This is a genomic window from Paraburkholderia franconis, from assembly GCF_009362735.1.
Classification (GTDB): Bacteria; Pseudomonadota; Gammaproteobacteria; order Burkholderiales; family Burkholderiaceae; genus Paraburkholderia; species Paraburkholderia franconis.
Genome location: NZ_WHNP01000041.1, coordinates 1 through 15,191, shown reverse-complemented (window position 1 = coordinate 15,191; position 15,191 = coordinate 1). Strand labels below are relative to the sequence as shown.

The window sequence follows — 15,191 nt, the reverse complement described above, 5'->3', positions numbered from 1 at the left end:
GCGCGATGATCAGCGAAACAGATGACGGACCACCCGTGTCCGCGTTCAGGCAGGGACGGCGGGGCGCGCGCGACAGGCTTCAGCCTGCGTTGCTCGACAGGCTCACCGACGCCGCGCCGCACGAGCGCGCGGAAGCACCGCCTGCGCAATGGATCGACGAACGGAAGTTGCGCGCGGCCGTGCTGCGCGATCTCGGCTGGCTCTTCAACTGCGCGAATCTCCAGGATGCGATCGATGGCGCCGCGTATCCAGAGGCTGCGAACTCGGTGATTAATTACGGCATGCGGGCGCTGGCGGGCATGCACATGTCCGGCATCGATCTCGCCGGCCTCGAAGCGTGGGTTCGCGAGGCGATCGTGCGCTTCGAGCCGCGCTTCTTGCCCGGCAGCATCGACGTGCGATGTGTCACGGACCCGCGTGCGATGCATCACCAGAACCGGCTGACGCTCGAGATTCACGCGACGCTCTGGTCGGTACCGTATCCGCTCGAGATTCTTTTGCTGTCGGATCTCGATCTCGAATCGGGCGTCGTGTCGCTGCGCGAATGCGGGAGCGTGGCGCATGGATGAGCGGTTTCTCGACTACTACAACCGCGAGCTGAGCTACATGCGGCATCTCGGCGGCGAGTTCGCGCAGCAGTTCCCGAAGATTGCGGGACGGCTCGGAATGCATGGCATCGATGTGGCTGACCCATACGTCGAACGGCTGCTCGAAGGCTTCTGCTTCCTGACGGCGCGCGTGCAGATGAAGATGGACGCGGAGTTTCCGCGTTTTTCGCAGCGCCTGCTCGAAGTGGTCTATCCGAACGCGCTCGCGCCGATGCCGGCCATGGCCATCGTGCAGATAACACCCGAGCTGAACGAAGGCAGCCTTGCGCGCGGCTTTACCATGCCGGCGGGCACCACGTTGCAGGCAAAGCTGGCGAGCGGCGAGCTGACGCCCTGCGAGTTCCGCACCGCGCATGATCTCGTGCTGTGGCCACTCGCGATAGGCGCGGTCGAGATGACGGGTGTGCCTATTGATCTGCCCGTGGATAATTCGCTGCGTAAGCGCGCGAGCGCAGCGTTGCGCATCCGGATCGACGTGACGGGCGGTGCGCTCGCGAACGAGTTGCCGCTCGATCAGTTGACGTTCCACCTGTCGGGGGCCGAATCTCAGGCGGCGAAGCTGCTCGAACTGGTGACCCGTCACGTCGCGGGCGTGCTCGTTAATGTGCCGGGCGACCGCTCGCGCGCGGTCATGCTCGATGCGGATGCAGTCGTCCACGAGGGCTTCAGTCCGTCGCAAGCGATGCTGCCGAATGATGGCCGGACGTTCGAAGGCTACCGGCTGTTGCAGGAATACTTTGCGTTTCCCGCGCGGTGCCTGTTCTTCAGCGTGAGCGGGTTACGCCGCGCGCTCGCGCAATGTCATCGCGACGCGTTCGAATTGACGCTGCTGTTCGATCGTGACGATGCGGCGCTCGCGGCAAGGGTCGATATGCGCGATTTCGCGCTCAACTGCACGCCCGCCATCAACCTCTTTCCGAAGCGCACCGACCGCATTCCGGTGACACCGCGCACGCACGAATATCATCTCGTGGCGGACCGCTCGCGACCCCTCGATCACGAGATCTATGCGGTGACGCGCGTCACCGGGCATCGGACGGGCGATGCAGGCGATTGCGAGTTCAGCCAGTTCTACGCATCGTTTGGCGGCAACGACGGCGACAGTGCCGCCTACTACTCGATGCGCCGCGAGCCGCGCGTCGCATCGGCGCAGATGCGGGCCAACGGCGCGCGAACAAGCTATGCAGGAACCGAAGTGTTCGTCTCGCTCGTCGATCGCAAGCAGGCGCCATTCGACGAGCGCGTGAGGCATCTGTCGGCCGATACGCTGTGCACGAACCGCGACTTGCCGCTGCTGCTGCCGCTCGGCGGCGCGAGTGATTTCACGCCGAAAATTTCAGCGCCCATCGCGCGCGCCAAGGTGCTGCGTGGGCCTTCGCGTCCGCAGCCGCCACTCGCGCAAGATGCCGCCGTGTGGCGGCTGATCAGCCATCTTGGGTTGAACTACCAGCCGCTCGCGCGTATCGACGACGAAGACGGCGCGCGCGGATTGCGCGAGCTGCTGGCGCTGTACGCGCAGCACGGCGATGCAGCGATGCGCAGGCAGGCAGGCGCGCTGCAGCGGCTTGCGTGCGAGCCCGTCTACCGGCGCCTGCCGAAACGCGGTCCAGTCGTGTTCGGCCGCGGCGTGCGCGTGACGCTCACTGTGGACGATCATGCATTCGCCGGGGAAAGCCCGTACATGCTGGGTGCCGTGCTCGAGCAGTTCTTTGCGCGACATGCGTCGATCAACGCTTTTACGGAGTTCGCGCTGCATTCGTCGCAACGGGGCGAACTGGCGCAATGGCCCGCGCGTGTCGGGCTAAGGCCATCGATATGACACGCCACGAACCGCCGTTGAATCCGGCCGTCCCACGCGATGCGCGAACGCATGCACGACGTGATGTACTTTGGAACCGGCTGCGTGCCGCGCCTGCGCAGCACGATCTGTTCGATGCGTTGCGCTGGCTCGATGCGCTTTCCGGCGCGGTCGCGCTCGGGCGCGCCGCGCATCCGGACGACGAGCCCGTGCGGCTCGGAGAGGAACCATCGCTTGCATTTGCTGCATCGATGCTTGCCGACGTGCGTGATGGGGATGAGGTGCCACGCGTGACGATCCACGGCTTTGGGCTGTTCGGGCCGAACGGACCGCTGCCGCATCATCTGACGGAACATGCGCATGAACGCGCGCATGCCTATGGCGATCGCGCAATGCGCGCGTTCGCGGACTGGTTTCATCATCGGTTGATCCTGTTGTTCTATCGCGCATGGGCCGATGCGCAGCCCGTCGTCGGTCATGACCGGCCCGGCGCATCGCGCTTCGACGGCTACGTGGCGAGTCTGATCGGGCGAGCGAGCGGCACGCCGGGAAGCCGCGGCCCAGGTCATGCACAGTGTTTTCATGCGGGGCACTGGATGCGGCAGACACGCAACCCCGAAGGGCTCGTGCAGTTCCTGCGGCGCGAGTTCGGCGTGTCCGCACGTATCGTCGAGCATAAGGTGCATTGGATGCCGATCGATGAGCCGCTGCGCACCACGCTGCATGCCACGCATCCGACGCAGCGGCTCGGCGAGGGCGCCGTGCTGGGCCGCGCCGTGCGCGACGGCCAGTCGCGCTTTCAGATCGTGCTGGGTCCGATGCCCCTCGACATCTATCGCACGTTCTTGCCCGAAGGCGCGAATGCGCGGCGGGTCGCGCGCTGGGTGCGGGAATACATCGGCAGCGAGTTCGCGTGGGAGCTGCGGCTCGAACTGGCGTCCACGCAGGTGCCCGCCCTGACACTGGGCGCACGCGAGGGAATCGGCCGCAGCACGTGGCTTGGGACGCGACACGACACGGCGCCTGCCGGCGACGTCGTGATCGACCACGCCATCATCGAATGCGAGCGGCGCCGTGTGCCGTATCCGCCAGCCCATGCGCGGTCCTGATCGGGAGAGGCTTTCATGTCACGCGTATTCACGTTGGACAGTCCGCTCGGCGACAACCTGAAGTTCCGTCGTCTGGGCGGCGAAGAGGAACTCGGCCGGATGTTCGAGTTCCGCATCGAGGCGCTGGCCGACAGTCACAGCCTATCGCTGCATGCGTTGCTCGGGCAGTCGGTGACCGTGCGCATCGAGGCGCAACAGGGCGCGACCCGCTACCTGAACGGCCTTGTGGCGCGCGCGGCGCTGGCCGGGCGCGATGCCGGGCGTCACTACTGTTATGAGCTCGTCGTGCGGCCGTGGCTGTGGCTTGCGACGCGCCGCGCCGATTGCCGCATCTTCCAGATGCGCAGTGTGCCCGAGATCGTGCAGGAAACGCTCGCGCCTTATGGGTTTCAGATCGAGAGCCGGTTGAGCGACCAATACGCGCCGCGCGAATACTGCGTGCAGTACAACGAAACCGACGCGGACTTCGTGTCTCGGCTGATCGAGCAGGAAGGCATCTATTACTATTTCGAGCATGCGCCCGGCAAGCATACGCTGGTGCTGTGCGACGCGATGGCCTCGCATCGTCCGTTGCCGAGCTACGCGACGATTCCCTACATCGGACGGGATCGCACGGCCATTGCGGATGAAGAGCATATCGACAGCTGGGTGCCCGCGAAGGAACTGAACCCGGGCCGGCACGAGGCCAGTGACTACGATTTCACGAAGCCGCGCGCCGATCTCTCCGTGCGGCGGGCCGATCCCCGCGGGCACGATCACGACGGCCTCGCCGTCTACGAATGGCCCGGCGGCTATCGCGACGATGCGCACGGCGAGCGCTGCAACCGCGTGAGGCTTGAAGAACTGCAGGCGGAGCACGAGCGCGCAACGGGACACACGGACGTGCGCGGCGCTGCCCCCGGCTATCTATTCACGTTGAAGAACTGTCCGCGCGACGACCAGAACCACGAGTATCTGATCGTGCGTTGCTGCTATCGCTTCGAAGAGAACGCCTATGCGAGCCATGACGGCGACGAGGTGCGGCACGACACGCAGCTCGTCGCGCAGCCGTCGAGCCTGCCGTACCGCTCTCGGCGCACGACGCCGCGGCCGCACACGAGCGGTCCGCAGACGGCCGTCGTGACAGGGCCGCAAGACGAGGAAATCTGGACTGACCAGTATGGGCGCGTGAAGCTCCAGTTCCATTGGGACCGCTATGGACGCGGGGACGAAAACACATCCTGCTGGGTACGCGTCTCGACGCCATGGGCGGGCGGCGGCTTCGGCGGGATTCAGGTGCCGCGCGTCGGCGACGAGGTGATCGTCGATTTTCTGAATGGCGATCCCGATCATCCGATCGTCACGGGCCGCGTCTACAACGCCGACCGGATGCCGCCATGGGGGCTGCCCGCGAGCGCGACGCAAAGCGGTTTGCTCTCGCGCTCGTCGCCCGGTGGGACGACCGAGCATGCGAATGCGCTGCGTTTCGAAGATCGCAAGGGCGCCGAGCAGCTGTGGATGCACGCGGAACGCAATTTCGACGCGGAGACGGAGCTCGATCATTCGCTGTCGGTTGGCAACAACCACACCCATACGGTCGGCAACGACGAGACGATGCAGGTGAAGAACAACCGGCAACGCAGCGTCGGGCAGAACGAGACGGTGAACATCGGGCAGCATCGGGTTGCGCAGATCGGGGGGGACGAGACGCATGGGGTGACTGGAAATCGCAGCGTGTCTGTCGACGGCAACAGTTCGCATACCGTTACGAAAGGCAATCACAGCCTCGCGGTGGTGAGCGGCAAGCATGATGTTTTCGTCGAGGGGAACAGCACGCACGTCGTCGGCACAGGGTCGTATGCGACGAAAGTCAATACAGGGAACTATTCCGTCGACGTGGCCAAGGTCGCATCGATGGGTGCGGGCAACTACATCGATATGGGTGCCGGACAGAGCGGCATATCGATCAACAAGGAGAACGTCGGCGTTTCCATTGGCGGAAGCGCAGGCGATCTCGGGGTCGGCATCATGGGCCAGGTCGGCGGCGTCGGCATCACTGGATATGGCAAAGGCGTAAGCATCGCCGGCTATGCACAAGGCGTGTCGATCTATGGCGAGAACGATCTCAATCTGTCGGGCAAGTCAAAGGCCAATCTTCAGGCGCCGACGGTGAACATCGACAACGGCCAAGGCAGCTGCAACGTCAATGTCAACGCGACGAAGATTGTCCTGGCGACGGGTGGAGGCTCGATCACGCTCGACGGCTCGGGCGTGACGATCCAGGGGACGATCGCCCATATCAACTGATTTCGACGGAGCGGCCGGCTGGCGACGGCCGTGTGCCGGTTCCATGGGCTCACTCGAAGCACGGGAGACATTCGATGGAGAACGAATTGGATCAGATGACGATCGACGATGCGCTTGAAGCGGATACGGTCAAGGCATTGCGGCGGCTGTTCACAAGCGACGCGTCGCCAATTCCTTCCCCGCCGGCTGAACGTGCCGAATCGGCGACGCTGGTCGGCGAGGTGACGGACACGCATCATCCTGATGCGATGGGGCGCATTCGCGTGAAATGGTCGATGCACGACGGTAACACGTGCGAGCGCTGGCTCGAATGTGTGGACGGCGTGAAACCGCGCATCGGCGATCGCGTGTTGCTGCAGTCGCCGGCGAACTGGCCCGGGTATCTCGTCTCCGGCCTGCTGAAGCGGGCAGGCAGCGGCGAGCCGGTCGAGCCGGTCGTCGAGCCGGCCGTGGCGCTTGCGCTCGAACCTGACAAATGCGTGCAGGTGTCGGATGCGTCGGGCTACCCGCTGTTGCAGGTGCGAGCATCGCCGGACGGGCCGGTCATAACGTTGTTGAATCGGAACGTGAATATCGAAGTCGCTGGCAAGCTGCGGCTGAGCGCGCAGACGCTCGAACTCGAAGGCGGCTGCGGCGGCGTCGACATTCGGACGGAAGCAGACACCGTCGTGCGAAGCCGGTATGTCCGGTTGAACTGAGAAGGAAGCGCATCATCATGCATCGCGAGTTCGCCGCCATCGAATTGTCAATCGAAGCATTCGTCGAGCAGCCCGACGATCCGACGCTGCTGCTCGAAATGACCGATAACGACGTCGTGCCCGTGCTGAAGATGCTGCAGTCGCTCGATCAGCGTGTCGGCGATGCGATTTTCCTGACCTTTCCGTTTCCATGCGATGCGGCCGACGCGTACCTCCAAACGTGCATGGAAGTGCTCGGTCATCAGATCGACGAAGAGAACCGGGCGCGCGTCGAATGCGGCGAAATGCGCTGGCCGCCATTGCCGCTGGCATGCACCGACCCGAGGCGCGGGCCCGCGGAACGGTTGCGTGACGCCGTCATGCACGTCGGGACGCTGGTACCGGAAGGCGCGAAAGTCATTTGGGCATGGTTGCCGTCGTCGATGGGCGACGCCGGTGGCTTCGCGAAGATGGTGCTGCAATTGCTCGCGCTGAACGGCTTCGAAGACTGGATGGAGGGGCATCGCTTCTGCATCCGTGACGACCGAAATCGGCCTGGCCTGGTTCCGATCGCTCGAGAGAGGACAGCGGAGCATGTACTGATACTTCCCGTCGATATCTCGTCTGGGAAAGCGACCCGCAACCTTGTTGACGTTGCAAACGATGAGGCGCAACCGATGGTGCAGCGTATGGGGGCGTTGATGCAGATCGCGGCGATCGACCTCGCGCACGGCAGGCTGCCCGACGCGCAGCGCAAATACCGCGCGCTCCACGCGTTTCATGCCGGACAGGATGCGACGGGCTGCGCAATGGCGCTGCACGGCTTGGGCGACGTGGCGTTGCGTCAGGGATCACAGCGCGAGGCACAGGAGTGGTATGTGCGGGCGTTGCCGGCGGCGCTCGGTGGCCGCAATTTGCTCGTCGTCCTCAATTCGCTGATGGCGGTCGGCAACTCTTGCAACGCGCTGGGCGAATATGCGAAGGCAGCTGTCTATTTCGATCTGGCGAGCGGCGCCGCCGGCAGGTTGATGCTCGCGCATACGAAGATCGAGGCGATGGAGAAGGCCGGCGTCGCGCTGCTCGCGTGCGGCAAGGCGGCCGAAGCCGCAACGAGCTGGCTGGATGCGAAGGGGTTGTGCGAGCAGTTCGGTTGCGAACGGCAACGCTGCAACATTCTCGATCGGCTCGTGTCGCTTTATGCGAAGGCCGGCTTGAAAACCGAGGCAAAAGCGTACGAGCTGGAAAAGAATCTGGTTTTCGTGGCTCGACAGCGTGGAGTCGCGGCGTCCGCTATACGCGATAACGGCTCTGAACGGGCACAGCGATGAGTGAATCGGTAAACCAGTTGATTCGCGCATCCGATTCGTCACCGCGTGGCGAGACGCGATCAGAATCCAGGGTCGACACGTCATGCGAATCGCTTCTCGACACGGTCAAGTCGACTTACGACCCGTTCAAGGAAACATTCTCATCAAAGGGGGGCGCGCTGCACCACGTCGGCGAGGCCGTGAATGCGCTTGCTTCTTTGCAGGGTGCGCCTTCGCAGTTGCTCAATACCGGCATCGCACAGATACCGCTGCTCGACAAGATGCCGGGGATGCCGGCTGCGGTCATCAGCGCTGCACATCTCGGCACGCCGCACGCACACAGCCATCCTCCTAGCGACGGTTTTCCATTGCCGAGCATCGGCGGAACGATCGGCAGCGGCTGCCTGAGCGTGCTGATCGGCGGCATGCCGGCGGCCCGCGTGACGGACATTGGCATCGCGCCGACCTGCGGCGGACTGACGCCTTATTTCGACATTCAAACAGGTTCGAGCAATACGTTCATCGGCGGGATGCGCGCCGCGCGCATGGGCATCGACATGACGCGGCATTGCAATCCGATGGGGCATGCGGGGAAGTCCGGCGAAGAAGCGGAGGGTGCCGCGGAGAAAGGCGAAGAAGCCGCGAGCGAGGCCGCCGAGGTGTCGAGCCGGGCGCGCTGGTTGGGACGGGCGGGCAAGGCGTGGAAGGTCGGCAATGCGGCTGTCGGGCCTGCGTCCGGTGCGATGACCGCAGCCGATGACGCGTGGCAAGGCGAGGCCTTGGCGGCCGCGATGATGGCCGCACAGACCGCCGCGGACGCCGCGATGATGCTGCTCGGCAATTTGATGGGCAAGGATCCTGGGATCGAGCCGAGCATGGGCATGCTGATGGACGGCAACCCGACCGTGCTGATCGGCGGGTTTCCGATGCCCGATTCCCAGATGATGTGGCATGGCTTCAAGCATGGTTTGGGCAAGAAGGTGCGGCCGAAGCTGCCGAAATGGACGCAGGAGCTGGCTTGTGAATTCCGGGGTGAGCCGATCAGCGCTGTCACTGGTGAGGTCAAGAACGACTTCACGGACTCCGAGACCGGTGAGGTCGTGCCGTTCAGATGGGGTCGCCACTACTGCAGCAGCTGGCACGAGCGGGACGGCGTGCTGGGATACGGATTCCGGCATGCCTGGCAGCATGAGCTGCAACTCTTGCGTACACGTGCGATTTACACCGATCCGCGCGGAACCGCGTACACCTTCGACAGAAGGTCGGATGGAACATATGGCGGCTGCTGCCAGGGCTACGAGATCGAGCAGCTTGACGGCCAGCGCTTCATCGTCCGGCATGAGGTGCAGGGTGACCTCGAGTTTGAGCGGGCCTCGGCAACGGACCGGTCTGCCCGCTGCGTTGGGCATGCTCACGATGAGGGGCATAGCGTCCTGTACTGGAGCCAGGACGGTCGTCTCAGGAAGATTACGCAAGCCGATGAGAGCGGTCATGTCCGGCGCGCAATCGCGTTCGGATACGACTGGTCCGCGCGGATCGTCGAAGTTTCGCTCACGGACGTCGATGGCCACATCAACCGTACTGCGCGGTACGCCTACGACGCGAACGGCTGCCTGACCACCCATCGCAACGCGCTTGAGGCGACGGCGAGCTACGCATACGACGGCCAGCGCCGTATGGCGCGCCTCACCGATGCGAACGGCTACTCCTTCTTCTACCGCTACGACGCCGGAGGACGCTGCGTAGAAAGCAGGGGACAGGATGGCCTGTGGCATGTGCAGTTCCAGTACCACCCGGGGCGGACGATCATCACCGAGGCGGATGACGGCAAGTGGACGGTCATGTACAACGAAGTGGGGACGATTACCCGCGTCGTTGACCCTTACGGCGGTGCGACCGAGTACGTTCTCGGACTGGATGGGCGCATTACCAAAGAGTTTGACTCAGGTGGCCGCGCGCTGCGATGGATTTACGACGAACGCCAACGAAACACCGGCCGTATAGATCGTTGGGGGAACGTCTGGCCAATCAAGGACGACGCACCCAACTTGCCGAATCCGCTCGCGCCCACGTCGCCCGAGACGCCCCTGAACTTGCAGTGGGGCGACGTCGGGCGAACACGGGCTGCTGATACGGTATTGCTTCCACCGGAAATCGCTTGGAGAGCCGCGACGATCTTCGTTAGAGAGGGTGGGAAACCGTCACCGACCGAGCGGCGCGATGCGGCGGGACGGGTCATTGCCCGCACTGACGAATATGGACGGACTGAACGGCAGCGACATGACGCGGCGGGAAACGTGCTGCGGCGTCGTGACAAGGACGGACGCGACTATTACTACAGCGTGGCGTCATGGAATCTGCGCGAGCGCGAAACCGATCCACTGGGCAATACGGTCCGGTACCGGTATACGCCGAAGCGAAGGATTGCGGCGATCGTCGACGCTAACGGCAACGAAAGCGCCTACACCTATGACCTCAAGGATCGTGTGACCAGCGTGAGGCGCCATGGCGTGCTGCGGGAGACGTACGCTTACGATGCCGGTGATCGGGTGATCGAGAAGCGGGACGGCGCGGGAAATGTTCTGTTGCAGTTCGAAGTCGGCGACAACGGTCTGTACAGCAAGCGCATTTGTGCGAGCGGCGAGATACACACCTACGCATATGACGCGCGCGCAAACTTAATAAAGGCCTCGACGGACGAGTTCGATGTGTCCATGTCGCGCGACGCCCTCAATCGCCGTACGTTCGACAAGCGCGATGGTCGTGGCGTCGAGCACGTCTATGCAGGCAGTCAGCTCGTGAGGACGACGTACCTCGATCGTTTCGAGGTGCTTTACGAGGCGGTGGGCGATGGAGAAGTGCGGATTCATCCTCCCGCAGGAGGCTCCAACAAGGTTCATCGTGCGTCCGATGGGCGGATTTTCCTATGCCTTGGCAATGGAACCAATGCGCTATACGGGTTCGACGAGGCCGGACGTTGTAGCGGTCGCATTGTCTGGACAGGGGACGGCGCAAAGGATATCGGCTGGGTGCAATATCAGTACAGCGCTACGGGTGAACTGCGGCGGGTAATCGATAGCGGGAAAAGCATGACCGAGTATCAATACGATGCGGCGCATCGGCTGATTGACGAAACTCGGGACGGGTGGCGTGTGCGACGCTACAAATATGATCCCGGCGGGAATCTGTTGTCGACCCCGGCACGCGAGTGGATGCACTACGACGAGGGTAATCGTCTTGCGGCGGCGTCTTCCGGTATGTTTCGTTACAACGACCGTAATCACCTCTGCGAGGAACTGCGCGGCAACGCTCGCACTACCTGGCATTACAACAGTCTGGACCTGCTCGTAAAGGTGAGCTGGAGTGACCGAAACGAGGTATGGACTGCGAAGTATGATGGACTGTGCCGGCGAGTCAGCAAGACAATGGGCGTTGAACGCACTGAATACTACTGGGACGGTGACCGCCTTGCCGCTGAAATTGCGCCAAACGGCGAGTTGCGGGTCTATGTGTACGTGAACGAGATTGCGCTCCTGCCCTTCATGTTTATCGACTACTCCGGTGTTCACGCATTACCGGAGGACGGACGAGCGTACTTCGTTTTCTGCAATCAGGCCGGCCTGCCCGAGTGGATCGAAGACAGCGACCGCCAGGTGGTCTGGCGCGCGCAAGCTATCGACGCGTATGGGATCGTGCGGGTCGAAGCGGGAAACGCTCTGCAGTACGACTTGCGCTGGCCGGGGCATTGGCTCGAGCGGGAGATCGGGCTGCACTACAACCGGTTCCGATCATACAGCCCGGAACTTGGGCGGTATTTGCAGTCGGATCCCAAGGGGCAAGCGGGTGGCGTCAATCTCTATGCTTATGTCCCCAATCCGCTTGTTTCGGTCGACGTACGCGGGCTGCACAGCAACGGACAGGCAGCCGCTTCGTCGGAGGATGGTGTACAGAATCCCGATATGGGGTCTCCGAAAGAGCAAGCGAAGGAAGACCACAGCGATGTTCCGCGCAAGCGGCCCACGCTGACAGCGGCGCAGGGAAATGAGATCGTCGCAGACATTCATCGGGCCGGATGGGACTACTACCATAGCGGAGAAGGGACGAACCTGGATGGACGCAACGTGACGGCCCTCACCGAACTGAAGGACGGGCGAATTGCGATCACATCAAACGGAAAACTGAGTCCTGCACAGGTGGCGGTCGCGTACGACCGGCTGGGCAATCTTGGATTCGACATGGACAAAGACGTGATTATTCCGGGAGATCGGAAAAAAAGTCCGTTGGGCTATGGCGGAGGTGATACATATGCGTTCACGCCGAAAAACAAGGGTGAGACGCAGACAAGGACAAGGCCGTACACCGGGCTTGGCTATGATTCTCCCAATCCACACTACAAGCCAGGCAGCGGTAATCTCAAACCTGAACACTTCGCCCCGGATCGTCCCATGCACGAAGGGCACAACCATGACGACAAGGTCCCCGGTTCGGCTTGTAACCACGCAGAAGCAAGAGGCATTCAGCGCGGCATAGACGAGCACAGCAGAGCTGTAAGGCAATGGACATACAGCGACGCGAACCATCAGGGGTATGCATGCCATGATTGCCACCGGCTTCAGGTGCTTCACGAGGTGAAGAATGAAACGGGTGTGCAGTAATCAAGTCACGAGCTGATACAGGTCTTTCAACCAGTGAACGCAGGGACTCTTCTGCGGTGTTCATCTGCTTTTCCTTCATCTTCGTTCCTCGGGTTTTCGGTCGTGCGCTGTTGTATCCGCAACGCCCCAGTTCTCTCTTTTGGCCACAAGGCTTCTGATTACTTCGCGGGTTGGATAACGCGGAGCCTGGAAACTGGCATTCCCACGGTTTCGAACAGCGCTGAATAACGCGTGCTCGTGCGGTGCGTTTTCGCGATATGGGCCTGGAGGCCTGATCCAGGAAGATGCCTTCAGGTAGATCGCGAGTGCGCTAATTGAACGCGCAAGTTCACCTCAAGCATCTCGTCGCATATCGTAGTCGCGCAGCGTGAATCAATCCGCGAGGTCGTCGCGACATTGGTGATGCAAGGCGCATCACTCAGTCTCGGTGCCGATGTTCGTCTTCAGTGAAGGCGCAAATCGTTGATTAAAACGGCGCGAAATGTGGAGGTTATTCCTCATACCATAAGCAGCCGTCGTGTAACATTTCACAATGAACGTCGACTTGTCCTGCTCTGTAGAGACTCTGCCTTGACATACCACGTTACCCCGGTTTTTTCTGGTCAGAATACAGTCTCATCATCGTCCAGCCTGGACGACGGGAAGCGCACTGAATTGCTCTGTCATCTGGTCGCCGAACAGTTACTGTCACGCGCTATTGCGGGCATCTGGCTCACACCCGAAAGCCTGGTCGAATGCATTCAACGCTGGGCCAGAATGAAAGGTGTGTCACCCGGATGGCTCGACGGGACACGCATCGGCCAACTCTCGGAGCAACTCGCTTTCGACCTTTGGAAGATCCAGCATCTGCGCGGGCCGACGAGAATCACCAGCTTTTTCGACGTGCAAGGGATGCTGGATAACGACTCACCGTTCGTTAAGCGAATGTGTGCGGTCTGTGAGGCACGTTTGCTCGCGCACGGTATGGTAGAAGCGCGGAGCTGGCGATCAGAGGTCGCTTGCGGGGGCGGGTCTTATGGGCCAGCTGATCGCCACGTTTCCATGATGTGATGACAGTTGCCATTCCTGGCAACGATCGCAGAGCCATCGTTTGCTGGCGACGTCAGTTCAAAAGCGCATGCCGGTCGTCGCACCCCAAAGCATCGATTGACGGCATGTGGACCCGCCGCAATGGCACGCGTACCGAGCACGAATGTCGTTGGTGATCTTGCGATCGATGCTCAGGCCGTAATCGATGAACAGCTCGTCGCCGGGCTTGATGTCGGTGAGTGCATGAACGTATACGCGATCGCCCGTCTCAATTGCCTCGCAGTTGGGTGTGCACGCATGGTTCAGGAAGCGGGCGCTATTGCCGCCGCGACTGCCATCGATCACACGGCCGTCCGAAGAGACCGAAGACGAAAGTGTGCCCCACGTCGGATCGCTAACGGGCAGCGGCGCGCCGCCAGCTGGTTACTTCACCCTTGTACTCAATGAGCCGCTCGCCTGCGGCGATGGGCTGTAGCGCAAAGAGTCCCGAATAGCCGGTCGTCCCGCGTTGCTTCCAACTCGCGCCCGGTTCTCCGATACAGCTATCCGGGCGCGCTTGCGAATGGGCCGGGAATCATTGCACACGGCGGATCGAGGCTGGCGACTGGACGCGAATCGCTCCGCTGCTGTCACGATGAGAAACAAGCCAGCGCGGTCCGTCACGCGTTCGAGTGGGAATTGCCGCTCCAGGAATGGGGGCTGGCTGCCAGAATCCGGGCGCGCTTACGCTCCAACTCGACTGCCGATCACGCGGCGCGACGCGTGGCGATGTGACGGGGCGGTCGACGCGAATCGCGCCCTCACGCGGTGCGGTTGGCTGGCGACGCCTTTAGCGCACGCCTACGCGACGCCATTGAGCGTGTCCGGATGGCCAGACGGGCCTGCGGCCGCTAGATAGCGCTTGCACTGCCGGTTAAGTAACGCGTGTCTCAGCGGACCGTTCTCGATTTGACGACGCACGACTGCCATTGACCGTGTCGCGGCCGGTCCGGCTTGCCGTGCCTCTTCAGGCAACCTGACGTGCGTTGCGTCGCCATTCGCCGGGCGTGTTGCCCGTTCGTTGTGTGAAGGCTCTGCGAAACGCAGCGATGGATTGATACCCGACGAGTTCAGCCACAGCTTCCGTTCCGACCGAGGGATTCCTGAGTGCGTTGGCTGCAATGCTCATTCTGATGTCCGCCAGCAGATCAGTGGCAGACCGCCCGAGCATTGTTTCGAAGTGCCGCATGAACGTCGCGCGCGACATGTTGCAAAGTTGCGCCAACATCGGCAACGTCCACTGTTTCGCTGGCTCTTGCAACATGGCCGACATGGCCGGAAAGAGACGCGGATGGCCGGCCAATGCGAGCAGGCCCGTCGGTGCCCGCAAGGACTCGCTTGCAACGCGCAGCGTTAATGTGAATAGCGCCGACGAAAGCGCATTCAGCATCGCGAATCCACCAAGCTTCGATTCCAGAGATTCGAGCCTCATCAGATGAACGAGGCCTGTCAGCTCGTCGATAGCGGAAGCGGCGTCGGCATCGGCGCCTGATTCTCTCGAGCGAACGACCAGCGTTCGAGGCAGATATTGGCCGATGAGCCGATCGTGAGGCGCGTCGACAATGAAGCGTCCACAAAGCATATCGAGCTGTTCGCCCGAGCTGGAATTTTCACTGATCACAAAGTTTGCCGCCTCTCTGACGTGCGCCGGCGACGGCGACGCACCGCTGCCGTCGTGCAGCA

General features: G+C 62.3%; 9 protein-coding genes and 1 pseudogene. 8 read left to right on the top strand and 2 right to left on the bottom strand.

Going from position 1 to position 15,191, the window contains the following annotated elements; genetic code table 11:
- Positions 1–5 precede the first annotated feature (5 nt).
- The 8 genes from tssE to GCT13_RS31560 all read left to right on the top strand — a co-directional run bounded on the left by tssE (position 6) and on the right by GCT13_RS31560 (position 13,490).
- Positions 6–569 carry a type VI secretion system baseplate subunit TssE gene (gene tssE / locus GCT13_RS31595; RefSeq protein ID WP_152764871.1) on the top strand — a complete coding sequence of 188 codons (564 nt, stop codon included), beginning with the start codon at positions 6–8 and terminating at the stop codon, positions 567–569.
- Positions 562–2,427, top strand: coding sequence for a type VI secretion system baseplate subunit TssF (gene tssF, locus GCT13_RS31590; RefSeq protein WP_152764869.1), 1,866 nt, complete (start codon positions 562–564; stop codon positions 2,425–2,427). The genes tssE and tssF overlap by 8 nt, the downstream gene beginning before the upstream one ends.
- Complete coding sequence (gene tssG, locus GCT13_RS31585; protein WP_152764867.1) at positions 2,391–3,515, top strand: type VI secretion system baseplate subunit TssG; 1,125 nt, start codon at positions 2,391–2,393, stop codon at positions 3,513–3,515. Before tssF ends, tssG begins: the two co-directional genes overlap by 37 nt.
- A gap of 15 nt (positions 3,516–3,530) precedes the next feature.
- Positions 3,531–5,801 carry a type VI secretion system Vgr family protein gene (locus tag GCT13_RS31580; RefSeq protein ID WP_152764865.1) on the top strand — a complete coding sequence of 757 codons (2,271 nt, stop codon included), beginning with the start codon at positions 3,531–3,533 and terminating at the stop codon, positions 5,799–5,801.
- A gap of 74 nt (positions 5,802–5,875) precedes the next feature.
- Positions 5,876–6,499 carry a hypothetical protein gene (locus tag GCT13_RS31575; protein WP_152764863.1) on the top strand — a complete coding sequence of 208 codons (624 nt, stop codon included), beginning with the start codon at positions 5,876–5,878 and terminating at the stop codon, positions 6,497–6,499.
- A 17-nt stretch (positions 6,500–6,516) separates the two neighbouring features.
- Positions 6,517–7,806 carry a tetratricopeptide repeat protein gene (locus tag GCT13_RS31570; RefSeq protein WP_152764861.1) on the top strand — a complete coding sequence of 430 codons (1,290 nt, stop codon included), beginning with the start codon at positions 6,517–6,519 and terminating at the stop codon, positions 7,804–7,806.
- Positions 7,803–12,440: an RHS repeat-associated core domain-containing protein gene (locus GCT13_RS31565; protein ID WP_152764859.1), complete on the top strand. Its 4,638-nt coding sequence runs from the start codon at positions 7,803–7,805 to the stop codon at positions 12,438–12,440. The genes GCT13_RS31570 and GCT13_RS31565 overlap by 4 nt, the downstream gene beginning before the upstream one ends.
- 570 nt (positions 12,441–13,010) lie before the next feature.
- On the top strand, positions 13,011–13,490 hold the full coding sequence (locus tag GCT13_RS31560) for a hypothetical protein (protein ID WP_152764857.1): 480 nt from the start codon (positions 13,011–13,013) through the stop codon (positions 13,488–13,490).
- 57 nt (positions 13,491–13,547) lie between these two features.
- Here the strand turns inward: GCT13_RS31560 and GCT13_RS31555 are convergent.
- Both GCT13_RS31555 and GCT13_RS31545 read right to left on the bottom strand, forming a co-directional pair.
- Positions 13,548–14,007: pseudogene (locus tag GCT13_RS31555) on the bottom strand (SET domain-containing protein).
- A 468-nt stretch (positions 14,008–14,475) separates the two neighbouring features.
- Positions 14,476–15,191 (bottom strand): helix-turn-helix domain-containing protein (locus GCT13_RS31545; protein WP_227747101.1); only part of this gene is annotated, 716 nt, incomplete at its 5' end.

What these genes read in the sequence shown, in the direction of transcription:
- tssE (WP_152764871.1), top strand. Translation starts at nt 6, where the DNA reads ATGATCAGCGAAACAGATGACGGACCACCCGTGTCCGCGTTCAGGCAG.
- tssF (WP_152764869.1), top strand. Translation starts at nt 562, where the DNA reads ATGGATGAGCGGTTTCTCGACTACTACAACCGCGAGCTGAGCTACATG.
- tssG (WP_152764867.1), top strand. Translation starts at nt 2,391, where the DNA reads ATGGCCCGCGCGTGTCGGGCTAAGGCCATCGATATGACACGCCACGAA.
- GCT13_RS31580 (WP_152764865.1), top strand. Translation starts at nt 3,531, where the DNA reads ATGTCACGCGTATTCACGTTGGACAGTCCGCTCGGCGACAACCTGAAG.
- GCT13_RS31575 (WP_152764863.1), top strand. Translation starts at nt 5,876, where the DNA reads ATGGAGAACGAATTGGATCAGATGACGATCGACGATGCGCTTGAAGCG.
- GCT13_RS31570 (WP_152764861.1), top strand. Translation starts at nt 6,517, where the DNA reads ATGCATCGCGAGTTCGCCGCCATCGAATTGTCAATCGAAGCATTCGTC.
- GCT13_RS31565 (WP_152764859.1), top strand. Translation starts at nt 7,803, where the DNA reads ATGAGTGAATCGGTAAACCAGTTGATTCGCGCATCCGATTCGTCACCG.